The sequence below is a fragment of the Trujillonella endophytica genome, assembly GCF_900110555.1.
GTDB lineage: Bacteria > Actinomycetota > Actinomycetes > Mycobacteriales > Geodermatophilaceae > Trujillonella > Trujillonella endophytica.
On sequence record NZ_FOEE01000006.1, the window covers coordinates 259,408 to 286,226 of the forward strand.

Below are 26,819 nucleotides of genomic sequence, written 5' to 3' on the forward strand. Positions count from 1 at the left end.
CCCGATGCTCCGTGCCCGCCCACCCCTGTCCGGCGCGGTCCCCCGCCCGGGCCGTGAGAGGCTTGCCCGGTCAGCTTGGCGGGTCCGCCGGGCGGCCGCACACCCGGCCCCCCGGACACGCCCGTGGCGATCGAGACGCCCGACCGGTCGTCTCCGGCACCAGCGAGGGAAGGAGGGCAGCGATGTCCAAGCGTGGACGCAAGCGTCGCTCCCGCAAGGGGAGCAAGGCCAACCACGGCAAGCGGCCCAACGCCTGAAACAGGGCGCTCGGGCGGGCGCCCCGCCGCTCAGGCGGTGGGGCGCTCGGCGCTCCGCTCGGTGACGACCTCGGTCGTGATCCGCTCGACGCTGACGGTGGTGCCGTCCTCCTCGAAGGAGACGGTGGTCAGCTGCATCTTGATCCGGTCCCGCAGCCCCATCGGGGGCGCGTCGCCCCCGCAGCGGCGGCGGACGAGCGCCTTGAACTCCTGCTCGATGCCGAACTGGCGCAGGCACGGCGAGCAGTCCTCGAGGTGCTCGGCGATGACGGCCCGCCGGGCGTCGTTCGTCTCGTGGTCGAGGAACTCGAAGACGTGGGTCAGGACGTCGTCACACGAGTCGATCCCGACCTCGTCCTCGTCGTGCCCGTGGTCCGCGTGCTCGCTCACGACGCCTCCCCGGAACCCGCGCGGACGAAGCCCCGCTCACGGGCGTAGTCGGCCAGCAGCTTCTGCAGCCCACGGCGGCCGCGGTGCAGCCGGGACATCACCGTGCCGATGGGCGTGCCCATGATCTCGGCGATCTCCTTGTAGGCGAAGCCCTCGACGTCGGCGAGGTAGACCGCCAGCCGGAAATCCTCCGGCAGCTGCTGCAGGGCCTCCTTGATGTCGGAGTCCGGCAGGTGGTCCAGCGCCTCGATCTCGGCCGACCGCAGGCCGCTGGAGCTGTGCTCCTCGGCCGCGTACAGCTGCCAGTCCTGGATCTCGTCGGTGGGGTACTGCTGCGGCTGCCGCTGCTTCTTGCGGTAGCTGTTGATGTAGGTGTTGGTCAGGATCCGGTACAGCCACGCCTTGAGGTTCGTGCCCTCGGCGAACTGGTGGAAGGCCGAGTAGGCCTTCACGAAGGTCTCCTGCACCAGGTCCTCGGCGTCGGCGGGGTTGCGGGTCATCCGCAGCGCGGCCGGGTAGAGCTGGTCGAGGTAGGGCAGGGCGTCGCGCTCGAAGCGGGCGTCACGCTCGGCACGGGTCTCGGCGACCTCGGTGCGACTGCCACCCTCGCGGGCCTCGGGCACCTCCACGGGGGTACCGGGCTGCGCGAGCGAGGCCGCCTCGGCAGCCGTCGGATCCTCCGGGGTCGTGCTCGCGGGCTCCAGGGCCACCGACCGTCCTCTCTGCGCACCCCGGACGCGGGGTGTCACCTCGGACGATCCTAGTCGCGCGGCATCGGGGCGGCCCGGCGGACGGCGGTGCACGGCCGGACCGGCGCCGGCGCGCGTACGGGCGGTCGGGAGGATGCTGCTCACGGCCGGTGCAACCGGGCGGATCCGGAGCCGATTCCCGTCCGGCGACGAAACCGGCGGCAGATGTCGCCGGCCGCTGGCTAGGCTGCCCCGCCGTGGCGGCCACCCCCGCGGTCCGGGTCCTCGAGAAGGCCCGGGTCGCGCACACCCTGCACCCCTACGACGCGGAGCATCCTGACGACCAGGGGCACGGGGAGGCCGCCGTCGCGGCGCTCGGCGCCGATGCCCGCCAGGTGTTCAAGACCCTGGTCACCCGCGTGGACGGCGTCCTGACCGTCGCCGTCGTCCCGGTGGCCGGCAGCCTCGACCTGAAGGCGCTGGCCGCCGCGGCGGGCGGCCGCCGAGCGGTCATGGCCGACCCCGCCGACGCCGAGCGGACGACCGGCTACGTGCTCGGGGGCATCAGCCCGCTGGGACAGCGCAAGGCGCTGCCGACCGTGGTGGACGACTCGGCGCTCGGCTTCGACACGGTGCTGGTGAGCGCCGGCCGGCGCGGCCTCCAGGTGGAGCTCCCGCCCGCCGAGCTCGTCCGGCTCACCCGGGCACGCACCGGCCCGATCGGCCGCTGACCGCCTCCGGACCGGGCGTCAGCCGGGGGCGCCGTAGGGCGTGAGCAACTGGTCGACCGGCGCCTCGTCGTCGGTCAGCACCTGCGCGTCGCCGACGAACTCCGCCAGCTCCGCGCCCTCGACGACCTGCCAGCCGAGGTCGCGCCCGGCCAGCGCGGTGCCGATCGCCTCGACCGGGAGGGGCCGCTGGGCCGCCACGACGACGACGTTGCCGCCGTCCTCCCCGGCCAGCACCGGCGCCCGGGCGAGCAGCACCACCTCGCCGAAGACCTCGCCGAGGGTGGCGAGCTCGGCGCGGACGAAGTCCAGCGGCGGGTGGTCGATGAGGTTGACGACGTAGACGCCGTCGTCCGCCAGCGCGGCGTCGACGGCCTCCAGCGCCTCGACCGTGGTCAGCTGCCAGGGCACCGACAGCCCGCCGAAGGCGTCGCCGACGACGAGGTCCCGGCCGCCGGCGGGCTCGTCGTCCAGGCCGATGCGGGCGTCGACCACCCGCACGGCCAGCGCCTCGGAGGTGCGCAGGCCCAGCTGCTCCCGGTCGATCTCGACCACGCCCGGGTCGACCTCCAGCACCAGGCTCTCGGTGCCCGGGCGGACCGCGGCCAGGTACCGGGGCACGGTCAGCCCGCCCCCGCCGAGGTGCAGCGCCGACAGCGGCTCGCCCGCGGGCGCGACGACGTCGGTCACCGAGGCGATCGCCCGCACGTACTCGAACTCCAGGTGCGTGGGATCGGCGAGGTCGACGTAGGAGTGCCGCAGCGTGTCGAGCAGCAGCAGCCGGCCCGTCGGCCGGTCGGGATCGGCCACCACGCGGGCGCAGTGGTAGGCCGTCTCCTCCTCGCACGGGCTCGGCGCGAGCGCGGCCAGGAGGGTGCCGGCGACGGCGAGGACCACGAGGCCCGCGGTGCGGCGACCGGTGCTGCCGGAGGACCGCCGCAGGTACACCGCGGCCGCGACGCCGGCGAGGACGGTGACCAGGCCGGTGCCGACCAGGATGCCGCTGGTCGGGAACAGCGCCACCAGGACGAAGCCGGTGCCGAAGGTGGCCGCGATCCCGCCGAGGGTGCCGATGCCCGAGAGGCGGCCGACGACGGCGCCGGTCTCCGCGAGGCTGGCCAGTTGCAGCTTGACCACCATCGGCGGCACGGCCGAGAGCAGCGCCGCGGGCACGACGATCGCGACGAAGGCCAGCAGCAGCACGCTGCCGGCGTCCCCACCGCTGAACGCCTCACCGGTGAACCGGACCAGCGGCAGGACCGCGATGACCAGCGCGCCGCCGGCGACCACCAGCGGCGGGATGAGCCGCCGCGGGTCCACGCGGTCGGCCAGGCTGCCGCCGGCCCACGCGCCGACGGCGATGGCGGCCAGCGCGAAGCCGATGACCGCGGTGTTGGTCTGCAGCGTGATGCCGACGTAGGGGGCGATGAGCCGCAGCCCGGCGATCTCGAGCACGAGCACCGCGCCGGAGGAGAGGAAGGTCAGGCCGGCGGCCACCCATCCGGGGAGCGCGCCGGTCGTCGGAGCGGGCCGGCCCACCTCAGAAGAGCGCGGGCTGGTCCGCCGGCTCGCCGACCGACTCCGACCGCTCGATCAGCTGGGCGCCGTTGTTCTTGACGCTGTTCACCATCGGGCTCACCGGGCGCAGCTCGAGGCCCTCGACGAGCTCCGGCGGGGTCGGCTGCGCGAGCGCCGCGACGTCGTCCATCCCGGGGTCGAGCCACTCGGACCAGCGCTCGCGGGGCAGCACGAGCGGCATCCGGTCGTGGATCTCGGTGAGAGCCCCCTGCGCGGGCGCGGTGACGACCGTGCAGGTGTAGAGCCGCTCCTCCCCCTCGCCCCACACCTCCCACAGGCCCGCCATCGCCAGCACCGACCCGTCGGCCGGGGTGATGAAGTACGGCTGCTTGCCCGGGCGGTCCAGCCGCTTGGCCCACTCGTACCAGCCGTCGGCCGGCACCAGGCAGCGCCGGGAGGCGGCGGCCCGGCGGAAGGCCGGCTTCTCGGCGAGGGACTCGACGCGGGCGTTGAGCAGGCGGTTGCCGATGGACGCGTCCTTGGCCCAGGAGGGCACCAGCCCCCAGCGGACGGCGCGCAGCTCGCGGTGCCCTCCGCCGGTGAGGGCCCCCTCGGGGTCGCGCTCGCGCTTGTGCCGGACGACGTAGACGTCCTTGGTCGGCGCGACGTTGTAGTCGGGGGGCAGGGGCTTCTGCCCCCCGGCGGGCACCGCCTCGAACTCGACCACCAGGTCGTCGGGACGGCGGCTGGCGGCGTATCGACCGCACATGGGGCGCTCCTCCCTGCTCGGGCACCGGCGTCGCCGACCCTAGCCGCGGCCACCGACAGCGGCCCCTCCGTGCAATTCCGCGCTTCTGCCCCCGGGCAACTTTGCGCTTCCGCCCCCGGGCAATTCCGCGCTTCTGCCCCCGGGCAACTTTGCGCTTCCGCCCCCGGGCAACTCCGCGCTTCCGCCCCCGGGCAATTTGCGCTTCCGCCCCCGGGCAACTTCGCGCTTCTGCACGGAGGCGGGGACCAGCCGGCGGGCGGACGGCGTGCGTGGCGGGCCGGGCCGCGGGTAGGGGTCCTGGGAGCCGATCGAGGACGAGACGAGGATCCACCCGTGACCGCGACACAGCAGCCCGACACCCAGCAGCCGAAGACCGCCGGCGACGCCCGGACGTACGCCACGGTCAACCCCTACACCGGCGAGACCGAGGCCGAGTTCGACTTCCTGCCCACCGCCGAGATCGACGGCGTGGTCGAGAAGGCCCACGCCGCCTTCCTCGAGTGGCGCCGCCGCCCGGTCGCCGACCGCGCCGCCGTCGTCCGCCGCGCCGCGGAGCTGATGCTCGAGCGGACCGACGAGTTCGCCGCGCTGATCACCAAGGAGATGGGCAAGCGCATCAAGGAGGCCGCGGGCGAGGTCCAGCTCGCGGCCAGCATCCTCACCTACTACGCGGACAAGGGCCCGGACTTCCTGGCGCCGCGCGAGATCGACGTGATGCAGGGGGAGGCCGTCGTCGTCAACGAGCCGGTCGGCGTCCTGCTCGCGATCGAGCCGTGGAACTACCCGCTCTACCAGGTGGTCCGGGTCGCAGGCCCGAACCTGGTGCTGGGCAACACGATCCTGCTCAAGCACGCCGAGCTGAACCCGCAGTGCGCGCTGGCCCTGGAGCGGCTGTTCCGGGACGCCGGCGTGCCCGAGGGCGTCTACACCAATGTCTTCCTGCGCATCGCCGACGTCGAGCAGGTGATCGCGCACCGTCGGGTGCAGGGCGTGACGCTGACCGGCAGCGAGCGGGCCGGCGCCAGCGTCGCCGAGATCGCCGGGCGGAACCTGAAGAAGTCGGTGCTCGAGCTCGGCGGCAGCGACCCGTTCATCGTGCTCGACGCCGAGGACCTCGGGCGCACCGTCAAGGCCGCCACGATGGGCCGCATGGCCAACACCGGCCAGGCCTGCATCGCCGCGAAGCGGATCATCGTGGTCGAGGACGTGTACGACCAGATCGTCGGCGGCCTGCAGCAGGCCTTCCAGGGGTTCACCCCCGGCGACCCGGCCGACCCCGCCACGACGATGGGCCCGGTCTCCTCCGAGCGCGCGGCGCAGGACCTCGCCGAGCAGGTGAAGGACGCGATCGACAAGGGCGCCACGGTGCTCGCCGGGGGCGGCCGGCCCGATCACCCCGGTGCCTTCGTCGAGGCCACCCTGCTGGCCGACGTCACGCCGGAGATGCGCGCCTACCACGAGGAACTGTTCGGCCCGGCCGCCGTCGTCTACAAGGTGAAGGACGCCGAGGAGGCCGTCGCGCTGGCCAACAACAGCGACTTCGGGCTCTCGGCCGTCGTCTACTCCGGCGACCTGGACAAGGCGCGTGCCGTCGCCGACCGGCTGGAGTCGGGCATGGTCTGGATCAACCAGCCCTCGGGCTCCTCCCCCGAGCTGCCCTTCGGTGGCGTGAAGCGCTCCGGCTACGGCCGCGAGCTCTCCGAGCTGGGCATGTTCGAGTTCGCCAACCGGCGGCTGGTGCGCGTCCTGCCGGCCAAGAAGTAGAAGGACCCCGCTGCCCCCCACCATTCGCAAGCTCGCGGCGGGCCCCTGCACCGGGGCCTATGAGGGAGGTCGCGTGCGGCGACCGGGCAGACTGACGGCGTGACCGAGGCCTGGCCGGCGCCGCACGCGCCCTCCCCCGTCGACGCGGTCGTCCCGCTGCCCGGATCGAAGTCGATCACCGCCCGGGCGCTGGTGCTGGCCGCGATCGCCGACGGCCCGAGCCGGCTGGTGCGCCCCCTCCGGGCCCGCGACACCGACCTGATGGCGGCCGGGCTGCGCGCCCTCGGCGTGGCGATCGATCCCGAGGACGACGACCTGCTCGTGTCGCCCGCGCCCCTGCGGGGACCCGCGCACGTGGACGTCGGGCTGGCCGGCACCGTGCTGCGCTTCCTGCCCCCGGTGGCGGCGCTGGCCACCGGGGAGGTCACCTTCGACGGCGACGCGCGGATGCGCGAGCGCCCCAACGCGGGGCTGCTGAACGGTCTCCGCGACCTCGGCGTCGACATCCCGGACACCGGCCGCGGCTCGGTCCCGTTCACCGTCCGGGGTACCGGGCGGGTGCCCGGCGGGCACGCCGTCGTCGACGCCAGCGACTCCAGCCAGGTGCTGTCGGGGCTGCTGCTCGCTGCGGCGCGCTTCGACGCCGGGGCCGACCTCGAGCTGACCGGCGGGCTGCCGTCGATGCCGCACGTCGAGATGACCGTGACGACGCTGCGCGAGCACGGCGTCGACGTGACGGCCACCGACCGCGGCTGGCGGGTGTCCCCCGGCCCGATCCGCGCGCTGGACCGCACGATCGAGCCGGACCTGTCCAACGCCGCGCCCTTCCTCGCCGCCGCCCTGGTCACCGGCGGGCGGGTGACCGTGCCGGACTGGCCCGCGGTCACCACGCAGCCCGGAGCGCAGCTCGACCGGCTGTTCGCCGCGATGGGGGCCGCCGTCGAGCGCACCGCGGCCGGACTGACCGTCACCGGCACCGGGTCGATCGCCCCGCTGGTCGCCGACCTCGGCGAGGTGGGCGAGCTGACCCCGGTGCTGGCCGCGCTGTGCGCCCTGGCCGACGGCCGGTCGGAGCTGACCGGCATCGGCCACCTGCGCGGCCACGAGACCGACCGGCTGCAGGCACTCGAGGAGGTGCTCACCGCGGTCGGCGCCCGGGTGCGGCAGCTGCCCGACGGGCTGGTGATCGAGCCGGGTCCACCCCGGCCTGCGGTGCTCGACTCCTACGCCGACCACCGCATGGTGCACGCCGCCGCGGTCCTGGGGCTGGCGATCGACGGCGTGCGCGTCACCGGGGCGGGCGCGGTGACCAAGACGCTGCCGGACTTCCGGGAGCGGTGGGCCGCGATGCTGGGGAGCCCGTCCTGAGCGGGCGCCGGCTGGACAGCCGGTCGGACGAGGACGACGTCCGGCAGCGGCCCGGCAAGCACGGCTCGCGGCCGCGCACCCGCACCCGCCCGTCGCACGGGGACGCCGTGCCCGGGCTCGTGATCGCCGTCGACCGGGGGCGGATGACGGTGCGCGTCGAGAGCAGCGACGGCGCCCCGGTCGAGGTCACCACCATGCGGGCGCGCGAGCTCGGCCGGCACGGCGTCGTCGTGGGCGACCGGGTGCGGATCGTCGGCGACACGACCGGCCGGCCCGACACGCTGGCCCGCATCGTCGTGATCGAGCAGCGGGCCACGTCCCTGCGGCGCACCGCCGACGACACCGATCCCACCGAGCGGGTCGTCGTCGCCAACGCCGACCTGCTCGTGATCGTCACCTCGGTCGCCGACCCCGAGCCGGCGCTGGGCTTCCTGGACCGGTGCCTGGTCGCCGCCTACGCCGGCGGGCTCGAGCCGCTGCTGTGCCTCACCAAGACCGACCTCGCCAGCGCCCAGCCGCTGCTGGACCGCTACGCCGGACTCGACATCGACGCGGTGCCGATGTCGCGGGAGGCGCCGCTGGAGGACCTGATGGCGCGGCTCGCCGGCCGGATGAGCGTGCTCGTCGGGCAGTCCGGGGTCGGCAAGTCGACCCTGGTGAACCGCCTCGTGCCCGACGCGTTCCGGGCCATCGGCGACGTGAGCAAGATCGGCAAGGGCCGGCACACGTCGTCGTCGGCCGTGCTGCTGGACCTGCCCGACGGCGCGGGCGAGGTCATCGACACCCCCGGCATCCGATCGTTCGGGCTCGCCCACGTCACCGCCGGCGACGTCCTGACGGCGTTCGACGAGATCGCCGAGGCCGCCGAGGAGTGCCCGCCCGGCTGCGGGCACACCGGCGAGGACCCCGACTGCGCCCTCGACGCGTGGGCCGCCGCCGACCCGGCCGGCCGGGCCGACCAGCTGCGGGCGGTGCGGGTGCTCCTCGGCGCCGTCGGTCAGGTCGGCCCCGGCTACTGAGCCGAGCGCCTGCCGGCCCGGGCAGGGAGCGCCGCTTCCTAGACTCGTGCCGAGGCAGCCGGTCCGGCACGCCAGAGGGAGGACCGCGTGGTGGCCGCAGACGCCCTCGACCAGCAGGCCCTCGAGCAGCCGAGCCTCGTCGAGCTGACGACCCAGCGGCTGCGGGCGGAGATCCTCTCCGGCGCGCTCCCACCCGGGGCGCGCGTCGTCGAGGAGCAGCTCTGCCGCCGGTACGGCATCAGCCGCGGGCCGCTGCGGGAGGCGCTGCGGCTGCTCGCGGAGCAGGGGCTGGTGGAGCACCTCCCCCGTCGCGGCGCCCGGGTGTGCGACTGGTCGCCGACCGACATCCGGCAGCTGTTCGAGATCCGGCACGTGCTGGAGCGGCACGCGGTGCTGAGCGCGCTGCCGCTGGCGTCCGAGGACGGCGATCCGCTCTCCCCGGTCCGGGCGCGACTGGTCGCCATGCGCGCGGCGGAGGAGCGCGGCGACCAGCTGGCCAAGGACGACGCCCATCGGGCGTTCCACGCCGCCGTCGTCGGGCTGGCCGGCAACCGCCAGCTGGAGCTGACCCTCGCGCCGATCCTGCTGAAGCTGCAGCTGCCGATGGCGGTCAACCTGCGGAAGGAGGCCGAGCTGCACACCCCCGACCAGGGCCTGGCCCGGCACGCGGCGATCCTCGAAGCGCTGGAGTCCGACGAGCCGGAGACCGTGCTCGACGCCCTCGACCGGCACGGGGAGCTGGCCTACCTGCCCCTGTGAGGGGGCGGCCACACACTCGTAACAGCACAGGCCGCGCAGCCGTAACCAGCGATTGTCAACAATCGACGGCATGGTCGACGCGCCGCCGGGGCCCTCCGCCGGGCCCTCCCTCTCCACCCTCCTGACCGCCCTCCGCGAGGGGACCACGACGCCCCGAAGGATCGCGGCGGAGGTCGCCGACGACCTCGCGCGGCGTGGCGACGATGGCGTCTGGATCACGACGGTCGGGCGGGACGGGCTGCTCGCGCGGGCGGCGCACCTGGAGTCGGTGCCGGACCTCGACCGGCTGCCCCTGTTCGGCGTGCCGTTCGCCGTGAAGGACACGCTGGACGTCGCCGGCCTGCCCACCACCGCCGCCTGCCCGGCGTACGCCTACGTCCCCGGGACCACCGCCCCCGCCGTCGCGCAGCTGCTCGAGGCCGGTGCCGTGCTCGTCGGCAAGACCAACCTCGACCAGTTCGCGACGGGCCTCAACGGCACCCGCAGCCCGTACGGCGTCCCGGCGAACGTCTTCGGCCGCGGGCTGATCCCCGGCGGATCCAGCTCCGGATCCGCCGTCGCCGTGGCCACCGGGGTGGTCCCCGTCGCCCTCGCCACCGACACCGCCGGCTCGGGCCGCGTCCCGGCCGCCCTCAACGGGATCCTGGGCCTCAAGCCGACCCGCGGGCTGATCAGCACGGTCGGCCTCGTCCCGGCCTGCCGGTCGCTGGACTGCGTCAGCCTGATGGCGAGGTCCGTGGCGGACCTGCGCAGCCTGCTCGACGTCGTCGCCGCGGTCGACCCCGCCGACCCGTGGTCGCGGCGCCGGCAGCGCCGGTCGGTCCCCGCCCCGCGGATCGGGCTGCCCCCGGCCGGGGATCTGGAGTTCCTCGGCGACGAGCCGATGCGGCGCGCGCACCTGGCGGCCCGGGCGGCCCTGCCGTCGGTCGGACCGGTGTCGGAGGTGCCGCTGGCACCCTTCCTCCGCGCCGGCGAGCTGCTCTACCAGGGGCCGTGGGTGGCCGAGCGGCTGCTGCAGTTCGCCGACTTCCTGGCCACCGACCGGGACGCGGTGCACCCGGTGGTCGCGGGGATCATCGAGGGCGGGGCCGCGTACTCCGCCGTCGACGTGTTCCGCGCGCAGTACCGGCTGGCGGAGCTCCGCGCGGAGGTCGACCGGCTGTGGGCCGAGGTCGACGTCGTCGTCCTCCCGACCATCCCGACCACCTTCACCGTCGCCGAGGTGCTGGCGGACCCGATCGGGACCAACACCGCCCTGGGCACCTACACCCACTGCGGCAACCTGCTCGACCTGTGCGCCGTGGCGGTGCCGGCGGGGCTCACCGAGGACGGCCGGCCCTGCAGCCTCATGGTGCTGGGCCCGGCCGGCGCGGACGACGTCGTGCTCGACGTCGCCGCGCGGCTGCTGGGCGAAGCAGTTACCCCGGCGGCTGCGGCGCCCCCGGGATCCACCGACATCGCGGTGGTGGGCCACCACCTGGCCGGCCAGCCCCGCAACGGCGAGCTGACCGACCGCGGCGGCGAGCTGCTCGCCCGCACCACGACCACCGCCGACCACCGGCTGCTCCGCGCGGACGGCGACCCGCCGGTGCCGGCGCTGGTCCGGACCGCCGACGGGTCCGGCGCGGCCATCGAGGTCGAGGTGTGGCGGCTGCCCGTGGCCGAGCTCCCCGGGTTCCTCGCCGGCCTCCCCGACGTCCTCGCCCTCGGCCGCGTCCCGCTCGCCGACGGGCGCACCGTGCCCGGCCTGGTCGCCGACGGCGCGCTCGCGACGGGCGCCGCCGGCCGGACCGTCACCGACATCACCGCCGCGGGCGGGTGGCGCGCCCACCTCGCCCGCTCCCGCCCCGAGCTCGCCCTGCCCGCCCGCTGATCCCGCCGCCCAGGAGCCACCGCCATGGATTCCCTCCCCACCACCCCCGAGAGCCCACCGCGCACCGTCCCCGCCGAGCCCGGCCCGTTCCCGCTCCCCGAGGGGAGGGTGGCCCTGCTGGTCATCGACATGCAGCGGGACTTCCTCCTGCCCGGCGGCTTCGGCGAGAGCCTGGGCAACGACGTCACGCAGCTGCAGCGCGTGGTCCCGCCGCTGACCGAGCTGCTCGCCGGCGCCCGCGCCGCAGGGCTGCTCGTCGTGCACACCCGCGAGGGCCACCTCCCCGACCTGTCGGACTGCCCGCCCGCGAAGCTGCGCCGCGGCGCCCCGAGCACGCGGATCGGCGACCCGGGCCCCTACGGCCGGATCCTGGTCCGCGGCGAGTTCGGCCACGACATCGTCGACGAGCTCGCTCCGCTCCCCGGGGAGCCGGTGATCGACAAGCCCGGCAAGGGCGCCTTCTACGCCACCGGGCTGGGCGACCTGCTCCGCGCCGCCGGCGTCACGCACCTGCTGGTCACCGGCGTCACGACCGAGGTGTGCGTGCACACCACCGTCCGCGAGGCCAACGACCGGGGCTACGACTGCCTCGTCGTCGCCGACTGCGTCGGCTCCTACTTCCCCGAGTTCCACCGCGTCGGCCTGCAGATGGTCAGCGCGCAGGGCGGGATCTTCGGCTGGGTCGCCGACTCCGCCGCCGTCCGCGCCGCGCTCTCCCCCGTTCCCGCCCCCACCTCCGCCTGATCCCCGCACCCACCGAGGAGCCCTGTCATGAGCAGCAGCACGGCCGCCCCGAGGGGTGGCATCGCCTGGTGGACCCGTGGGGACACCAACGCCTTCTTCGGACTGGCGTTCAACATCCTGGTCAACGTCCTGACCCTGACCGGCCTGATGATCGCCGTCGTCGGCGTACCGGCCGGCGACGTGCTCGGAACGGTCCTGCCCGCCCTGGGCGTCGCGCTGGTCGCGGGGAACGTCTACTACACGTACCTGGCCCGGCGGCTGGCCCGCCGCGAGAACCGCACCGACGTCACCGCGCTGCCCTACGGCCCGTCGGTGCCGCACATGTTCATCGTCGTCTTCGTGATCATGCTGCCGATCTACCTGGAGACCGGCGACTACCTGCGGGCCTGGGAGGCGGGCCTGGCCTGGGCGTTCGTCATCGGCGTCATCGTGCTCATCGGCGCCTTCGTCGGCCCTTACATCCGGCGGGTCACCCCGCGCGCGGCGATGCTGGGCACCCTGGCGGGCATCTCGCTGACCTTCATCGCCATGCGGCCGGCCGCGCAGATGTGGGAGTACGCGTGGATCGGCCTGCCGGTGCTGGCGATCATCCTGATCGGGTTCTTCACCGACGTCCGGCTCCCCGGCAACGTGCCGGTCGGCCTGGCGGCGCTCCTGGTGGGGACGGCGATCGGCTGGATCGGCGGGGCGATGTCGGTGCCCGACGTGTCCGCGGCGGCCAAGGACGTCGCGTTCGCGCTGCCGGACATGCGGATCGACATGCTCCTGGACGGGCTGGCCGACCTCGCCCCGCTCCTGGCCACCGCGATCCCGCTCGGCGTCTACAACTTCACCGAGGCCATGAGCAACGTGGAGAGCGCCGCCGCGGCCGGGGACGACTACAACCTCCGCAGCGTGCTGCTGGCCGACGGCGCCGGCGCGGTGGTCGGCTCGGCGCTGGGCTCGCCGTTCCCGCCCGCGGTCTACATCGGGCACCCCGGCTGGAAGGACGCCGGCGGGCGCGCCGGCTACTCGATGGCCAGCGGCGTGTTCATCGCCGTGCTCTGCTTCCTCGGGTTGTTCGGCCTGCTCTCGGCGCTGCTCCCGCTGCCGGCGATCGTGCCGATCCTGCTCTACATCGGGCTGCTCATCGGGGCGCAGGCGTTCCAGGCGGTGCCGCGGATCCACGCGGCCGCGGTGGTGATCGCCATCCTGCCCAACATGGCCTCGTGGGCGGCCGGGCTCATCGACAACTCCCTGGCCGCCGCGGGGACGAGCGCCGCCGAGGTCGGCTCGGACGCGCTGAACGGTGCCGGCGTGGTCTACGACGGGCTGAACACGCTCGGGCAGGGGGCCGTCCTGGCCGGGCTGGTGCTGGGCGCGATCGTCACCTTCGTCATCGACAAGCGCTTCGTGGCGGCCGCCGTCGCGGCCGGGGTGGGCGCGGCGCTCTCCTTCATCGGGCTGGTGCACGCCCCCGAGGTGGCGTGGGCCGCCGCGCCGGAGGTCGCCCTCGGGTACCTGCTGCTCGGGGTCGTCTGCCTCGGCTACGGCCTGCTGCGCCGCGGCGAGCCGGCCGGGCCGGTGGGCACCGACGGTCCCGCCCTGCACGCCGAGGAGGCCGCCACCCCGCCGGCCGCCGACGCCGAGCCGGTCGGGACGCCGGAGGTGCCGGCCCCCCGCCCGACCGCCGGCGCCGTCGCCGACCCGGCCTGACCTCCGCGGCCCGGCGCCGGGACGCCCACCCGCCGGTGGGGGTCCCGGCGCCGGGTCACGCCCGGCGGGGCGAGGGGCAGGACCCGGCGCGGGGCCGGGTCACGCCCGGCCGGGGCCCGGGGCGGGGCTGTAGCCCCACCGCGGCGCGCTCGGGGCTCGCGGCGGCTCGACGAACAGGTCGTCGTCCATCGGCTCGTCCACGGCCTCGATCAGCACCTCGTGCCCGTCGCCGGCCCAGGTGCCGTCGAGCGCCTCGGTGAGCACGCAGACTCCCGTGCCGACGTCGAGCCGGACCCGGGTCGCGCTCGGGTACCGGCTGCCGGCGAACCGCTCGCCCGCGTCGTCCCACTCCAGCCGGTCGATGCCCGCGTCGTGCAGGAGCGGGCAGCAGGAGCAGCACGGGTCGTAGGTGTCGGTCGTCGCGACGACGGCCTCCCACGCCGGCCGGCCGCCGTGGTCGACCTCTCGCACGGTCCCGATGGTCAGCGGCGGCCCGGCGGGCTCGCCGGTGTCGCCGTCCCGGGCCTGGCCGTCGGCGAGCTCGACCGGGTCGAGCATCGCCACCCAGCGGTAGTCCTGCCACATCGGGTCGTCGGCCCGATCGGCGTCCCACGGGCGGACGGCGACCAGCCCGTCGACCCGCAGGACGGGCGGAGGCGCCTCGGGCGGCGGGTCCCCCGGCCCGGCGCCGAGGACGACGCTGGTGGTGTGCGAGCGCCCGTGCACGACGCCGAGCAGCGCGCCGTCGATCGTCTCCACCCGGAGCGCGTCGGGCCGGCGCAGCCAGGCCCGGACCGCATCGCCGGACGGCCCCCGGCGCGAGGTGAACCGCACCGTGGTGAACCGCCACGGCGAGGACCGGGCGAGCGCGCGGAAGTCGTCGGCGTCGGGCACCGGCCGAGTGTGGACGCACCCGACCGCAGCGGCCAGCGGGTTCCGGTGCGCCCGGATGCGCACGACGGCGGCCACGCGCCCGCGGATGACCGTCGCGAAGCGCATCCGGGCGAGCCGGCGCGGCGGACGGGCCCGGCTACACGTCGACCCAGCCGCCGCTGCGCCAGTACACGCCCGACTCCCGGGTCAGCAGGCCCTCGTCGACCAGGTACCGCCGCAGCGCCGCGGTGTCGGGGTGCCAGACCGCCAGCAGCGCGTTGACCTCGCGCTCGGGATAGCGGACGCCGGCGTCGAACACCCGCACCAGGTGCTCGAGGACCACCCGCCGCTTGGTCGCCTGCGCGGGGATCGACACCAGCCGGCCGTCGCGGACGAACGCCGAGAGGACGGCGTCCTCCGCCGGGTCCTCCGACAGCGGCTCGGGACGCGGCGCGGCGGCCGCGGCAGCGCGGGCGGCCTCGCCGAACCGGTCGGTCAGCAGTTCCAGCGCGTGCCGGTCACGGCGCACCAGCCCCGCGCGGGCCAGCCGGCGGGCGGCCAGCGCGACGTCCTTCAGCGATAGCCCGGAGGCCTGCGCGACCTCCTCGATCGTGCCCGCGCCGAGGGCCAGGGCCGCCACGACGCGCAGGCGCGCGGGGTCGGCCAGCAGCCCCGCGATCGTCCCTGCGTCCACGCCTGCGACGGTAGCCAGCCGCCGCCCACTAGGTTCGGTGTCCATGACGTCGGGCCGCGACCACACCGGGGACATGCACCTGGCGCACGTACTGGCCGATCAGGCCGACTCCATCAGCATGGACCGCTTCCGCGCGCAGGACCTCCAGGTCGACACCAAGCCCGACCTGACGCCGGTCACCGACGCCGATCGCGCCGTCGAGGAGCAGCTGCGGATCACCCTGGCGCGGGCCCGGACCCGCGACGCCGTCCTCGGCGAGGAGATGGGGACGACGGGGCACGGACCGCGGCGCTGGGTGCTGGACCCCATCGACGGCACGAAGAACTTCGTCCGCGGCGTGCCGGTCTGGGCCACGCTCATCGCGCTGTTCGACGGCGACGAGCCGGTGGTCGGCCTCGTGTCGGCGCCGGCACTGCACCGGCGCTGGTGGGCGGCCAAGGGCGTGGGCGCCTGGACCGGACGGCGGCTGGAGTCGGCGACCCGGTGCCGCGTGTCGGGCGTCCGCGACCTGTCCGACGCGAGCCTGAGCTACTCCTCGCTGTCGGGCTGGGAGGAGCGGGGCCTGCTCGACGGCTTCCTCGACCTCACCCGCGGCGTGTGGCGGACCCGCGCCTACGGCGACTTCTGGAGCTACGTGCTGCTCGCCGAGGGCGCGGTGGACGTCGCCTGCGAGCCCGAGGTATCGGTGTGGGACCTCGCCGCCCTCGACGTGATCGTGCGCGAGGCCGGCGGCACCTTCACCGACGTCACCGGCGCGCCGGGACCGTCGGGGGGCAGCGCGCTGGCCACCAACGGCCACCTGCACGAGGCCGCCCTGTCCTACCTGAAGCCGCCCGCTCAGGCCTGAGCCGCGGCGGCGCGGCCGTGCGCCGTGCCGCCGGACCGGCCGTTGCGGTCGGCCAGGAGCCCGGCCAGCGTGCTCAGGGCGATCTCCGCGGGCGCCTTCGACCCGATGTCCAGCCCGATCGGCCGGTGCACCCGGGCGATGTCGGCCGCCGGCACCCCCAGCGCCGTCAGCGCGGCCACGTGCGGGCCCTCGTGCCGCGGATTTCCCAGCACGCCGACCCAGCGCACCGGCCGCGCCAGCGCGTCGCGCAGCACCTCCCCCAGCTCGGGGCGGTGGTGGTCGGTGACGACGACGTCGGCGGCGGCCAGGTCGAGGGCGTCGTCGAGGCCCACCTCGGCGAAGGCGCGGGCGCCGGCCGGCCGCCCGGCGTCCGGGTCCAGCAGGACCGTGCGGTAGCCCAGCTCGGGTGCCCAGCGCAGCAGCACCTCGGCCACCGGCGAGGCGAAGACGGCCACGAGCACCCGGTCCGCGGCGCCCCGCGCCGGGTCGCCGTGCGCCGCGCTCCGGTTCGGAACGGGATCGGTCATACCGACATCCTCCCCGCGCGCCCGCTCTGGTGGGATGGACCCGGTGCCGGCCGTCGGCATCGACGAGGAGGTCCCCCGTGCAGTACGCCGAGTCCGTCGTCGACCTGGTCGGTGACACCCCCCTGGTCCGGCTCCGGTCGGTGACCCGGGACCTGGGCCCCGACGCCCCGCTGGTCCTCGCGAAGGTCGAGTACCTCAACCCCGGCGGGTCGGTGAAGGACCGCATCGCCGTCCGCATGGTGGACGCCGCGGAGGCCAGCGGCGCGCTCCGCCCCGGGGGCACCATCGTCGAGCCGACCAGCGGAAACACGGGCATCGGGCTGGCCCTGGTCGCCCAGCAGCGCGGCTACAAGTGCGTCTTCATCTGCCCCGACAAGGTGGGCCAGGAGAAGATCAACGTGCTCAAGGCCTACGGCGCCGAGGTCGTCGTCTGCCCCACCGCCGTCGACCCCGACGACCCGCGGTCCTACTACTCGGTCTCCGACCGGCTGGCCCGCGAGACCCCCGGCGGCTGGAAGCCCGACCAGTACTCCAACCCGGCGAACCCGCAGTCGCACTACGAGACGACCGGCCCCGAGATCTGGACGCAGACCGACGGCCGGGTCACCACGTTCGTCACCGGCATGGGCACCGGCGGGACGATCAGCGGCATCGGGCGCTACCTCAAGGAGGTCTCCGGCGGTCGCGTCCGCGTGGTCGGTGCCGACCCCGAGGGCTCGGTGTACTCCGGCGGCACCGGCCGGCCCTACCTCGTCGAGGGCGTCGGCGAGGACTTCTGGCCCTCGACCTACGACCGCGAGATCGCCGACGAGATCATCCCCGTCTCCGACGGCGACTCCTTCGCCATGACCCGGCGGCTGGCCCGGGAGGAGGGGCTGCTGGTCGGCGGCTCCTGCGGGATGGCGGTGGTCGCCGCGCTGCAGGCCGCGGAGCACCTGACCAAGGACGACGTCGTGGTGGTGCTCCTCCCCGACGGTGGCCGCGGCTACCTGAACAAGATCTTCAACGACGCGTGGATGGCCGACTACGGGTTCCTGGACTCCACCGCCGGGGAGACCGTCGGCGAGCTCCTGCACACCAAGTCCGGCGCGACGCCGACGCTGGTGCACACCCACCCGAAGGAGACCGTGCGCGACGCGATCGACATCCTGCGCGAGTACGGCGTCAGCCAGCTGCCGGTGGTCCGCGCCGAGCCGCCGGTGACCGCGGGCGAGGTCGTCGGCTCCGTCGACGAGAAGGTGCTGCTCGACGCGCTGTTCGCCGGCCGCGCCAGCCTCGCCGACCGGGTGGAGACGCACATGTCCGCGCCGCTGCCGATCATCGGCTCCGGCGAGCCGGTCGGCGCCGCCGTGGCCGCCCTCGGCTCCGCCGACGCCCTGCTCGTGCACGTCGACGGCAAGCCCGCCGGCGTGGTCACCCGCCAGGACGTGCTGGGTCACCTCGCCGGCATCCCGTCCGGCGCCGCGCCCACGGTCGACGCATGACCGGCGACCAGGGGCCCGCGCACGGGTTCAGCACCCGCGCCATCCACGCCGGGCAGGACCCGGACCCGGCCACGGGCGCGGTGGTCCCCCCGCTGCACCTGACGACGACGTACAAGCAGGACGGCGTCGGCGGCCTGCGCGGCGGCTACGAGTACAGCCGCAGCGCCAACCCCACCCGGACGGCGCTGCAGGAGTCCCTCGCCGCGCTCGAGGAGGGCGCGACCGGGCTGGCCTTCGCCTCCGGCCTGGCCGCCGAGGACACCCTGCTGCGGACCGTCTGCTCCCCCGGCTCCCATGTCGTCCTGGCCGGCGACGCCTACGGCGGCACCTTCCGGCTGCTGTCGAAGGTGGCCGCTCGCTGGGGCGTCGAGCACACCCCGGTCGACCTCGGCGACCTCGGCGCCGTCCGGGACGCGATGCGCGACACCACCGCCGTCCTCTGGTGCGAGACGCCGACCAACCCGCTGCTCAACATCGCCGACATCGCCGGGCTGGCGGAGATCGCGCACGCGGCCGGGGCGCTGCTGGTCGTCGACAACACCTTCGCCTCGCCCTACCTGCAGCGGCCGCTGCCCCTCGGCGCCGACATCGTCGTCCACTCGACGACGAAGTACCTCGGCGGGCACTCCGACGTGGTCGGGGGCGCCCTCGTCGTCGCCGACGCCGACCTCGGCGAGCAGCTGGCCTTCCACCAGAACGCCATGGGCGCAGTCAACGGCCCGTTCGACGCCTGGCTCGTCCAGCGCGGGATCAAGACGCTGGGCGTGCGCATGGACCGGCACTGCGCCAACGCCGAGCGGGTCGTGGAGTTCCTGACGTCGCGGGCGGAGGTCTCCGCCGTCCTCTACCCGGGCCTGCCCGACCACCCGGGGCACGCCGTGGCCGCGCGGCAGATGTCCGGTTTCGGCGGGATGGTGTCGTTCCGGCTCGCCGGCGGCGAGGAGGCGGCGCTGCGGGTCTGCGAGCGCACGGAGCTGTTCACCCTCGCCGAGTCCCTCGGCGGCGTGGAGTCGCTGATCGAGCACCCGGCGCGGATGACCCACGCCAGCGCCGCGGGCTCGCCGCTGGAGGTGCCGGCCGACCTGGTCCGGCTCTCCGTCGGCATCGAGGACGTCGAGGACCTGCTGGCCGACCTGGAGCGCGCCCTCTCCTGACCCCGCGCCCCGGGGCAACTCCGCACTTCCGCCCCGGGGCAACTCCGCACTTCCGCCCCGGGGCAACTCCGCACTTCCGCCCCGGGGCAACTCCGCACTTCTGCGCCGGGCAGAAGCGCGGAATTGCGCAGGGTCAGCCCGTCAGCCGCGCCGGCAGCCGCTTGAGGCCGTTGACGAAGGAGGACTGCAGCCGGCTCGGCGGGCCCGTCACCTCGAGGTCGGGCAGGAGGTCGGCGAAGGTGCGGAACGCGACCGCGATCTCCCGGCGGGCCAGGTGGGCGCCGAGGCAGAAGTGCGGGCCCCGGGAGCCGAACCCGACGTGCGGGTTGGGGTCGCGGGCCAGGTCGAAGCGGTGCGGGTCGGCGAAGACCGCCGGGTCCCGGTTGGCCGCCGCGAAGAAGAGCAGGAACTTGCTGCCGGCCGGGAACGCCTGCCCGGACACCTCGACGTCCCGCGTCGCCGTCCGCCGCATCCACGTGACCGGGCTGACCCACCGCACGATCTCCTCCACGGCGGTGCGGGTGAGCCCCGGGTCGGCCGCCCAGCGGTCCCGCTGGTCGGGGTGCTCGGCCAGCGCCAGCACGCCCTGGGAGATGGCGTTGCGGGTCGTCTCGTTGCCGGCCACGAGCAGCAGGATGAAGAAGCTGGCGATCTCCTGGTCGGTGAGCCGCTCGCCGTCGACCTCGGCGTGCACCAGCGCCGTCGTCAGGTCCTCCGCCGGCCGGGCGCGGCGTTCGACGGCCATCCGCGTCATCAGCCCGGCGAGCAGCTCGCCGGCCCGGAGGAAGGCCGCGACGGCGTACTCCTCGTCCTCGATGAGCTCCGGATCGCCACCGGAGAGGACGACGTTCGACTGCTGCAGCACCATCGCCCGGTCGTCCTCGGGCACGCCCATCAGGTCGCAGATCACCCGCAGCGGGATCGGGGCGGCGAGGTCCGCGACGACGTCGATCGTGCCGTCGCCCTCGGCGGCGGTGCGGCGGGCCCGGGCCACGACGTCCTCGGCGACCAGCTGCACCGAGCCGACGAGGCCCTCCATCATCCGGGGGGTGAACGCCTGGGCCACGATCCGGCGGATCTTCGCGTGCCGCGGGTCGTCCATGCTGATCAGCGAGCCGAAGAACTCGTTGAGCTCCGGCGGCACGTCCTGGATCGACACCGCACCGGCGGCCGAGGAGAACAGGTCGGGGCGGCTGCTGATCGCCGCCACGTCGGCGTACCTGGTGACCGCGTGGTAGCCCGGGCCCACCGGCAGGTGCGGGATCTCCGGCTCGGCGAAGAACGCGAACGGCGCCTCGGCCCGCAGCAGGTCGAGGACCGCGTGCTTCACCTCCGGCGGGTTGGCCCAGAACGCCCGGTCGGAGAGATCGACGGCGCGGAGACCCAGCCCGGGCGGGACGACGATGGCGGACACGGGACCTCCCGGGACGGAGCGCGGCTCCGCCCACGGTGGTCCAGGTCACAAGGGGAGTCAACCCTCGGCACGGCCGGCCGACGGCGGGAAGCCATCGCCGGTCGCCGGGGTTGTCCGGGCGTCCCACCAGGCCCCGACGCGGGAGGATCGCCGTCATGAGCATCACCGACCCCCGGCCGGATCCCGCCACTGCCGAGGCGGAGCGGGCCCGCATCCGCGACACCCACCTGCGCGCCGCGGGCGAGCGGCCCGCCTCGACGGCGCGCGGCCTGCACCACACCGCGCTGATCAGCTCCGACGTCGAGCGGACCGTCCGCTTCTACCAGGACGTGCTCGGCTTCCCCCTCACCGAGCTGATCGAGAACCGCGACTACCCCGGCTCGTCGCACTTCTTCTTCGACATCGGCAACTCCAACCTGATCGCCTTCTTCGACTTCCCCGGCCTGGACCTCGGCCCGTACGCCGAGGTCCTGGGCGGCCTGCACCACGTCGCGATCAGCGTGTCGCCGGACCGGTGGCGGGAGCTGGTCGCGCGGCTCGAGCAGGCCGGCGTCCCGCACGAGCTGCACAGCGGGGTCTCGGTGTACTTCCGCGACCCCGACCGGGCCCGCCTGGAGCTCATCGCCGACCCGCTCGGCGAGATGTACGGCCAGCAGGTTCTCTGAGCCGGTGAGCCAGCCGCCCCGCCCCGGACCCCCGACCCGCGTCACCCTGCCGACGCTCTCGCCGTCCTCCCGGCTCTACGTCGGCACCGAGGCCGGCGGCTCGGCACTGCTGCTGGCCGCCACGCTCTGCGCGCTGGCCTGGGCCAACTCGCCCTGGTCGGCCGCCTACGACACGTTCTGGTCGACCCCCGCGTCGATCGGGGTCGGCGAGTTCACCCTGCAGATGGACCTGCGGCACTGGGTGAACGACGGCGCGATGGCGCTGTTCTTCCTCGTCGTCGGCCTGGAGATCACCCGCGAGGTCAGCACCGGGGAGTTGCGGGACCGCCGCTCGATGGCGGCCCCGGCGCTCGGCGCCCTGGGCGGCCTCGTCGTCCCGGCCCTGGTCTACCTGGCGTTCAACCCCTCCGGGGAGGCGGCCGGCGGGTGGGGCATCGTCATGTCCACCGACACCGCGTTCGTGCTCGGCGTGCTCGCGCTGTTCGGCCCGCGGTGCCCCGACCGGCTCCGCCTGTTCCTGCTGACGCTGGCGATCGTCGACGACATCGGCGCCATCACCGTGATGGCGCTCTTCTACTCCGACGACCTCGTGCTGCCCGCCCTGGCGGTCTCGGCGGCGCTCGTCGTCGCCCTGCTGGCGCTGCGCTGGGCCGGCGTCTGGCGGCTGTGGCCCTACGTCGCGGCCGGGACGGCGCTGTGGCTGGCGGTCCACGAGTCGGGCATCCACGCCACGCTGGCCGGCGTCGTCCTCGGCCTGCTGCTGCCCTCCCGGCCACCCACGTCGGAGGAGGTGCAGCGCACCAGCGCCTACGGGCGGGCGCTGCGCGAGCAGCCGGACGCCGAGCGGGCCCGGATGGCGAGCCTCGCCGTCGCGTCGACCGTGCCGGCCAACGCCCGCCTGCAGCACCGGCTGCACCGCTGGACGGCCTACGCCGTCGTCCCGGTGTTCGGGCTGGCCAACGCGGGGGTCCCGCTGGATCCGGCCACCCTGCGCGAGGCGTTCACCTCACCGGTCACCATCGGCGTCATGGTCGCGCTGCTGCTGGGCAACGCGGTCGGCATCACGCTCGGCGCCACAGTGGCCCTGCGCACCGGCCTGGGCATCCTTCCGGGCGGGGTCCGCTGGTCACACCTGGGAGCCGGCGCGACGCTGGCCGGCATCGGCTTCACCATCTCGCTGTTCATCGCCGATCTCGCCTTCCGCGACGCCCCGGCCCTGCGCGAGCAGGCCATGATCGGCATCCTCGGCGGCTCGCTGGCCGCCGCCGTCCTGGGCGTCGCGCTGCTGCGGTTCCTCGGCGACCGCTTCCCGCTGTGCACGCCCGAGGCGGAGGGGCCACCGTCGCTGCCGCCGCGCCCCTGGCTGGAGCCCCGCGTCCCCGCCTGAGCCGCCGTCCGGGCCCGCCCCGGGCAGCCATGTGCAGCTGAGCTCCTCCTGCGCGGGCGCCGGATCGGCGACGACGCCCGGCGCGGCGGCCACCGCCCGGCGCAGCGCGGCGATCTCCACCCGCCCGGCGTAGCGCTGCCCGCCGACGAACAGGGTCGGCGTACCCGCGACGCCCATCGCCAGGCCGGCGGCGAAGTCGGCCTCCACCTTGTCCCCGAAGGGCTGGGCGGCCGCTCCCACCACCCGGTCGCCGTCGAGCCCGAGCGCCTCGGCGTACCCGTGCAGCGCGGCGTCGCTCAGCCGGTCCTGCCGGGCGAAGAGCGCGTCGTGCATCGGCCAGAAGGCGCCCTGCTCGCCGGCCGCCTCGGCGGCGAGTGCCGCGGTGAGGGCGTAGGCGTGGCGGTCGGCCAGGGGGAAGTTGCGGAACACCAGCCGCACCCGGCCACCGGACTCCTCGACCAGTCGCCGCAGCACCGGCGCCGCCGCGGCGCAGTAGGGGCACTCGTAGTCGCCGTACTCGAGCACGGTGACCGGTGCCGCCGGATCCCCCAGCACGTGCTCGGCGTGGACCCGGGGCTGCCGCCGGGCCCGGCGCTCGGTCGGCGCGGTCACGCGCTCGCGCCCTCGACCAGGTCGCCGTACTCGGGGTGCTTGCCGATCCAGCCCCGCACGAACGAGCACTGGGCGACGACGCGCTCGCCGCGGCTGCGGACGTCGTCCAGGGCGCCACGGACGAGCTTTCCGCCCACGCCCGTCCCCTCGGAGCCGGGGTCGATCTCGGTGTGGGTGAACACGACGTTCCCGCCCTCGCGGCGGTAGGCGGCGTGGCCGAGCACGCGCTCGCCGTCGCGGATCTCGTAGCGGGAGGACTCGGGGACGTCCTGCACGGTGGGCTCCATGCCCGGCCACAACGTCGGGCGACGACACCGCTGTTCCCCGGACACGACGAAGGCCCGGTCACCGTGATGACCGGGCCTTCGTGCCAGTAGCGGGGACAGGATTCGAACCTGTGACCTCTGGGTTATGAGCCCAGCGAGCTACCGAGCTGCTCCACCCCGCGTCGCATTTCCTACTGTACACACCCGCGGCGGAGGCCCCCGCGGGGGGCCGAGCGCGCCTCCCTCCGGGTGACCGTGCAGCCACTTAGAGTCGCCGACGTGGGTGCGGAGTCGACGGTGACCTGGCTGGGCCGCCCCAAGCCGGTCGAGGTGCACCACCGCGACCGCTGGCACATCGGCGCCCTGCTGGGCTGGCGGCACGACGCCGACGGGACATGCCGGCTCCGGGTGACCGCGCTGGTCGACGGCTACAAGCGGACGGCGTGGGTCGAGCTGGACACCGTCCGCCTGCCCCTGCCACCGGCCCGGCCCACCGGCGACGCCCGCACGCAGCGGCTGCCGCGGCACGGCGACCGCACTGTGCGCACGCCCCCGCCGTCCCTCCCCCGGCCGCGGTCGTGGGCCCGGCCCGGGCAGGCCGTCGAGCCCCTGCGCCCCGCGCCGGCCTGAGCCGACCCGCAGGAACGGCCGGCGCACCCCGCCCACGACCGGCGCACCCCGCCCACGACCGGCGCTACAGCAGCGCGGCTGACGCCCCGGCGAGCTCTCTCACCCGCTCCTGGCTGCCGGTGCCCAGCCTGAGCGCAACCGCGACCTGCTCCCTGGTCGCCATGCCCTGCTCGACGGCGAGGCTGCCGAGGGGGGTCCACGCGCCGTCGCTCGTGGCCTGCAGGTCCAGCAGTTGCTGGAGCTGACCGACGGTGAGCACGCCCTGCGCGACCAGGATCTGCCCGATGCGTCGGGCACCGATCACCGGCCGGACCCGCGGGAGCATGGCGGGCACGGTCGCGGTCAGCCACATCACGCCGACGTGCACCAGCGGCGCGAGGCAGCAGACCAGGGTCACGGTGGCCCAGACGTACAGCGTGGCGTAGTCGTGGTCCTGGAGCAGCCCGGCCGCGATGGAGAACAGGGCGACCGCTGCCCAGAGCAGGTGCGGCCGGAAGGTCCGCCACGTGTCCCCCGTCGCGGCACTCCCCTTGGCGGTGACGACGTAGACCAGCGGCCGCCCGGCGAGCTGCGCGACGGCGGCCGCCACGTAGACGGGAGCGGTCAGCAGGTCCAGCGCCATACCGGCCAGCCCCCAGGAGCGGCGCTCGTGCTCGACGAGGTTGTAGCGGCGCATGGCGAAGGTGAAGGCCAGGCCGAGCACCATGTTGGCGCTGAACAGAACACCCCACTGCAGCAGCGGCAGGTCGGAGATCGAGACGCCGCCCACCAGGTACAGCGCCGTGAGCGCGATGCCGCCGACCCACGCGATCGACGTCGTCGGGTAGTGCGTCTGCAGGGCGAAGAACGACAGCCGCTGCGCCGGGGACCGCATCTGCCCGAACATCGTCGGCGAGTGCTGCCGGGCGATCTGCCAGATGCCGTAGGCCCAGCGCTTCTGCTGGCTGAAGAAGTCCGAATAGGTGGCCGGGCCCTCGCCGACGGCGATGATGTCGGGGGTGTAGACGCCCTTCCAATTGCCTCCCGTGGCGGCGTTCACACCGGTGTACAGGGCCATCGAGGTCAGATGGTCCTCGATGATGCAGTCCTGGTAGCCACCGATCTGGGCGAAGGCAGCCGGGCGGTACAGGTGGTTGGTGCCGATCAGCAGCGGCGCCTCGTGGCCGTTTCCGCCGCGCTGGATGACACCGTGGAAGAGGTAGGCAAGTTCGGCCGCTCCCCGGGCGACGAACGACTCCTCGAGGTTGCCGTACACCTGGGGCGCGACCACGAAGGCCACGTCCTCGTCGGAGAAGTAGCCCAGAGTCCGCTCGAGGAAGTTGGGGAACGGCACGTGGTCGGGGTCCATCTGGGCGACGACGTCGTACCGGTGCTCGTTGACCGCACGCCAGCTGTTGTGGTTGCCGTGCTTGGTCCGGGCCCGGTACGGCCCCCGGGGCTGGTTCCATTCCGGGTGTCCCTTGCGGCTGAAGTGCTTGACACCCATCTCCTCGCACCGGCGCCGGACCTCGGGATCGTCGCCCTCGTCGAGCAGCCACACGTCGAGCGGCCCGTCGTGCCGGATCCGCTTCATCGCCCGCAGCGTCGTCATGACCAGCTCGACGGGCTCCTTGCCGGGCACGATCGTGGTCAGCACGGCCACCCGGAGCCCCGTCCGCGGACGCATCGGGATCGGGTCCCGGGCCAGGCCGACGTGGAAGGCGATGGTCCAGGTACGCAGACCGGCGATGAGCTGCAGCAGGACCATCAGCACCAGCCCGCCGACGGCGAGGGAGTCGGTCACCGCGTTCCCGCCGAGCTGCGGCAGGCTCGACGGGAGCAGCAGGTACACGGCGAGGGCCAGGGAGACGACGACGTGGGCGGCGCCGACGCACAGGACCCGGCGTCGTTGTCCTCGGGTGAGCACGTCGCGGAACTCGACGACCGGCCCCGCGGGCTGCAGCGCCCCGCTGAGGTCGGTGGCCGTGCGGCCGTAGAGGCGCCCGCTCTCCCGACGCTCGATGGACACCCCCGGCGACGAGGGTGTGTGCGCAGCGCTCATGTCGTTCTCTGTTCCTCGGAGTGGGCCGCGGCAGAGCCGGCGGTGGTCATCACCACCTACGTCGACATCCCCGCCAGGAACTGAGGACCTGCGGGCTCACCGCCCCTCGGACGGGTGAGTCGCGCCGCTCACCGACGCGGACGGCCTCGCGATCTCCGGCACGCCGGGCTCATCGCCTCCGGTGGGCCCGTTGCCGCGCAGGGTGACGTCGCCTGGGCGCATCCCCGGGTGGCTCCGGGACACAGCACAGGGCCCCGGCACTCGTGGAGTGCCGGGGCCCTGTCGTTGTAGCGGGGTGTCCTGGCTCAAGACATCCCGGACAGATGTCTCGAGACATACCGGACTGATGTCCCAGGTCATCCCGGACAGCCGGTCGAGGCTCGGCCATGTCCAAAGCCCGACTGGTCATCACCGCGATCGAGGTCGAGGGCCGGACGGCGGCTGAGGTCATCGCCGCCTATGGCGTCTCCCGGTCATGGCTCTACGAGCTGCTCAAGCGCTACCGAGCCGAGGGTGAGGCCGCCTTCGCGCCGCGCTCCCGACGGCCCCACAAGTCACCGCGCGCCACGCCACCGGCGACCATCGAGCTGGTCCTGCAACTACGCAAGCAGCTGCGCGACACCGGACTGGACGCCGGCGCCGACACCATCGG

At 74.7% G+C, this 26,819-nt stretch carries 26 protein-coding genes, 1 tRNA gene and 1 pseudogene; 16 read left to right on the plus strand and 12 right to left on the minus strand.

Annotated elements, in window-relative coordinates:
- The first annotated feature begins 182 nt into the window (after positions 1-182).
- Positions 183-257 (plus strand): 50S ribosomal protein bL37, encoded by a 75-nt coding sequence (locus BMY88_RS24865; RefSeq protein ID WP_099459150.1) that lies wholly within the window; start codon positions 183-185, stop codon positions 255-257.
- Positions 258-287: 30 nt separating this feature from the next.
- On the opposite strand, the gene rsrA is transcribed toward BMY88_RS24865, so the two are convergent.
- The gene (gene rsrA / locus BMY88_RS11865) at positions 288-647 is read right to left on the minus strand and encodes a mycothiol system anti-sigma-R factor (RefSeq protein ID WP_091943333.1); all 360 of its coding nucleotides are present in this window, start codon (positions 645-647) and stop codon (positions 288-290) included.
- Entirely contained in the window at positions 644-1,357 is a 714-nt protein-coding gene (locus tag BMY88_RS11870) for a sigma-70 family RNA polymerase sigma factor (protein ID WP_280138714.1), read from the minus strand. The genes rsrA and BMY88_RS11870 overlap by 4 nt, the downstream gene beginning before the upstream one ends.
- Positions 1,358-1,593: 236 nt before the next feature.
- On the opposite strand from BMY88_RS11870, the gene ybaK reads away from it, so the two are divergent.
- Positions 1,594-2,067 (plus strand): Cys-tRNA(Pro) deacylase, encoded by a 474-nt coding sequence (gene ybaK / locus BMY88_RS11875; RefSeq protein WP_091943337.1) that lies wholly within the window; start codon positions 1,594-1,596, stop codon positions 2,065-2,067.
- An 18-nt stretch (positions 2,068-2,085) separates the two neighbouring features.
- Here ybaK and BMY88_RS11880 read toward each other — a convergent pair whose 3' ends face one another.
- Positions 2,086-3,561, minus strand: a complete 1,476-nt coding sequence (locus BMY88_RS11880; RefSeq protein WP_244524621.1) for a fused MFS/spermidine synthase — start codon at positions 3,559-3,561, stop codon at positions 2,086-2,088.
- A gap of 43 nt (positions 3,562-3,604) precedes the next feature.
- A complete protein-coding gene (locus BMY88_RS11885; protein ID WP_091943341.1) occupies positions 3,605-4,351 on the minus strand; it encodes an SOS response-associated peptidase in 747 nt (248 codons plus the stop codon).
- Positions 4,352-4,684: 333 nt separating this feature from the next.
- Here BMY88_RS11885 and BMY88_RS11890 point away from each other — a divergent pair, with 333 nt between their 5' ends.
- The 7 genes from BMY88_RS11890 (at position 4,685) to BMY88_RS11920 (ending at position 13,573) form a co-directional block, all read left to right on the plus strand.
- Positions 4,685-6,115, plus strand: coding sequence for an NAD-dependent succinate-semialdehyde dehydrogenase (locus BMY88_RS11890; protein WP_091943343.1), 1,431 nt, complete (start codon positions 4,685-4,687; stop codon positions 6,113-6,115).
- 99 nt (positions 6,116-6,214) lie between these two features.
- Positions 6,215-7,483 (plus strand): 3-phosphoshikimate 1-carboxyvinyltransferase, encoded by a 1,269-nt coding sequence (aroA, locus tag BMY88_RS11895; protein WP_091943345.1) that lies wholly within the window; start codon positions 6,215-6,217, stop codon positions 7,481-7,483.
- Complete coding sequence (gene rsgA, locus BMY88_RS11900) at positions 7,453-8,502, plus strand: ribosome small subunit-dependent GTPase A (RefSeq protein WP_170861077.1); 1,050 nt, start codon at positions 7,453-7,455, stop codon at positions 8,500-8,502. Before aroA ends, rsgA begins: the two co-directional genes overlap by 31 nt.
- Before the next feature lie 90 nt (positions 8,503-8,592).
- On the plus strand, positions 8,593-9,261 hold the full coding sequence (locus BMY88_RS11905) for a GntR family transcriptional regulator (protein ID WP_091943347.1): 669 nt from the start codon (positions 8,593-8,595) through the stop codon (positions 9,259-9,261).
- 70 nt (positions 9,262-9,331) lie between these two features.
- Positions 9,332-11,134, plus strand: coding sequence for an allophanate hydrolase (gene atzF, locus BMY88_RS11910; RefSeq protein ID WP_091943348.1), 1,803 nt, complete (start codon positions 9,332-9,334; stop codon positions 11,132-11,134).
- 24 nt (positions 11,135-11,158) lie between these two features.
- The gene (locus BMY88_RS11915; protein WP_091943349.1) at positions 11,159-11,878 is read left to right on the plus strand and encodes a cysteine hydrolase family protein; all 720 of its coding nucleotides are present in this window, start codon (positions 11,159-11,161) and stop codon (positions 11,876-11,878) included.
- Between the two features lie 27 nt (positions 11,879-11,905).
- Entirely contained in the window at positions 11,906-13,573 is a 1,668-nt protein-coding gene (locus BMY88_RS11920) for a hypothetical protein (RefSeq protein ID WP_211435609.1), read from the plus strand.
- Positions 13,574-13,672: 99 nt separating this feature from the next.
- On the opposite strand, the gene BMY88_RS11925 is transcribed toward BMY88_RS11920, so the two are convergent.
- Both BMY88_RS11925 and BMY88_RS11930 read right to left on the minus strand, forming a co-directional pair.
- Complete coding sequence (locus tag BMY88_RS11925) at positions 13,673-14,467, minus strand: hypothetical protein (RefSeq protein ID WP_211435610.1); 795 nt, start codon at positions 14,465-14,467, stop codon at positions 13,673-13,675.
- A 136-nt stretch (positions 14,468-14,603) separates the two neighbouring features.
- On the minus strand, positions 14,604-15,140 hold the full coding sequence (locus BMY88_RS11930; protein WP_091943350.1) for a DUF2087 domain-containing protein: 537 nt from the start codon (positions 15,138-15,140) through the stop codon (positions 14,604-14,606).
- 43 nt (positions 15,141-15,183) lie between these two features.
- Here BMY88_RS11930 and hisN point away from each other — a divergent pair, with 43 nt between their 5' ends.
- Complete coding sequence (gene hisN, locus BMY88_RS11935; RefSeq protein WP_091943351.1) at positions 15,184-15,987, plus strand: histidinol-phosphatase; 804 nt, start codon at positions 15,184-15,186, stop codon at positions 15,985-15,987.
- On the opposite strand, the gene BMY88_RS11940 is transcribed toward hisN, so the two are convergent.
- Positions 15,978-16,514, minus strand: a complete 537-nt coding sequence (locus tag BMY88_RS11940) for an XdhC family protein (RefSeq protein WP_091943353.1) — start codon at positions 16,512-16,514, stop codon at positions 15,978-15,980. The two genes, hisN and BMY88_RS11940, sit on opposite strands and share 10 nt — an antisense overlap.
- A 77-nt stretch (positions 16,515-16,591) precedes the next feature.
- Between BMY88_RS11940 and BMY88_RS11945 the strand changes: the two genes are divergently transcribed.
- Together BMY88_RS11945 and BMY88_RS11950 are read left to right on the plus strand one after the other, a co-directional pair.
- Complete coding sequence (locus BMY88_RS11945) at positions 16,592-17,998, plus strand: cystathionine beta-synthase (RefSeq protein ID WP_091943355.1); 1,407 nt, start codon at positions 16,592-16,594, stop codon at positions 17,996-17,998.
- Positions 17,995-19,152, plus strand: coding sequence for a cystathionine gamma-synthase (locus BMY88_RS11950; protein WP_091943357.1), 1,158 nt, complete (start codon positions 17,995-17,997; stop codon positions 19,150-19,152). Before BMY88_RS11945 ends, BMY88_RS11950 begins: the two co-directional genes overlap by 4 nt.
- A gap of 133 nt (positions 19,153-19,285) precedes the next feature.
- Here BMY88_RS11950 and BMY88_RS11955 read toward each other — a convergent pair whose 3' ends face one another.
- Complete coding sequence (locus BMY88_RS11955; RefSeq protein ID WP_244524622.1) at positions 19,286-20,566, minus strand: cytochrome P450; 1,281 nt, start codon at positions 20,564-20,566, stop codon at positions 19,286-19,288.
- 155 nt (positions 20,567-20,721) lie between these two features.
- Between BMY88_RS11955 and BMY88_RS11960 the strand changes: the two genes are divergently transcribed.
- Together BMY88_RS11960 and nhaA are read left to right on the plus strand one after the other, a co-directional pair.
- Positions 20,722-21,231 carry a VOC family protein gene (locus BMY88_RS11960; protein WP_091943359.1) on the plus strand — a complete coding sequence of 170 codons (510 nt, stop codon included), beginning with the start codon at positions 20,722-20,724 and terminating at the stop codon, positions 21,229-21,231.
- Between the two features lie 4 nt (positions 21,232-21,235).
- Positions 21,236-22,618: a Na+/H+ antiporter NhaA gene (nhaA, locus tag BMY88_RS11965; RefSeq protein WP_091943361.1), complete on the plus strand. Its 1,383-nt coding sequence runs from the start codon at positions 21,236-21,238 to the stop codon at positions 22,616-22,618.
- A 102-nt stretch (positions 22,619-22,720) separates the two neighbouring features.
- Here nhaA and BMY88_RS24435 read toward each other — a convergent pair.
- From BMY88_RS24435 to BMY88_RS11980, 3 genes and pseudogenes are all read right to left on the minus strand, one after another.
- A pseudogene (locus tag BMY88_RS24435) lies at positions 22,721-23,299 on the minus strand (DsbA family protein); the annotation flags it as partial.
- Positions 23,227-23,517: a GNAT family N-acetyltransferase gene (locus BMY88_RS11975; protein WP_091943363.1), complete on the minus strand. Its 291-nt coding sequence runs from the start codon at positions 23,515-23,517 to the stop codon at positions 23,227-23,229. The gene BMY88_RS11975 and the pseudogene BMY88_RS24435, both read right to left, overlap by 73 nt.
- Positions 23,518-23,604: 87 nt before the next feature.
- Positions 23,605-23,678, minus strand: a tRNA-Met gene (locus BMY88_RS11980).
- A 97-nt stretch (positions 23,679-23,775) separates the two neighbouring features.
- On the opposite strand from BMY88_RS11980, the gene BMY88_RS11985 reads away from it, so the two are divergent.
- On the plus strand, positions 23,776-24,126 hold the full coding sequence (locus BMY88_RS11985; protein ID WP_139220464.1) for a hypothetical protein: 351 nt from the start codon (positions 23,776-23,778) through the stop codon (positions 24,124-24,126).
- Positions 24,127-24,190: 64 nt separating this feature from the next.
- Here BMY88_RS11985 and BMY88_RS11990 read toward each other — a convergent pair whose 3' ends face one another.
- On the minus strand, positions 24,191-26,167 hold the full coding sequence (locus BMY88_RS11990; RefSeq protein WP_244524623.1) for a glycosyltransferase family 2 protein: 1,977 nt from the start codon (positions 26,165-26,167) through the stop codon (positions 24,191-24,193).
- A gap of 386 nt (positions 26,168-26,553) precedes the next feature.
- On the opposite strand from BMY88_RS11990, the gene BMY88_RS11995 reads away from it, so the two are divergent.
- The coding region (locus BMY88_RS11995; RefSeq protein WP_139220465.1) for a helix-turn-helix domain-containing protein at positions 26,554-26,819 on the plus strand (266 nt) is incomplete at its 3' end.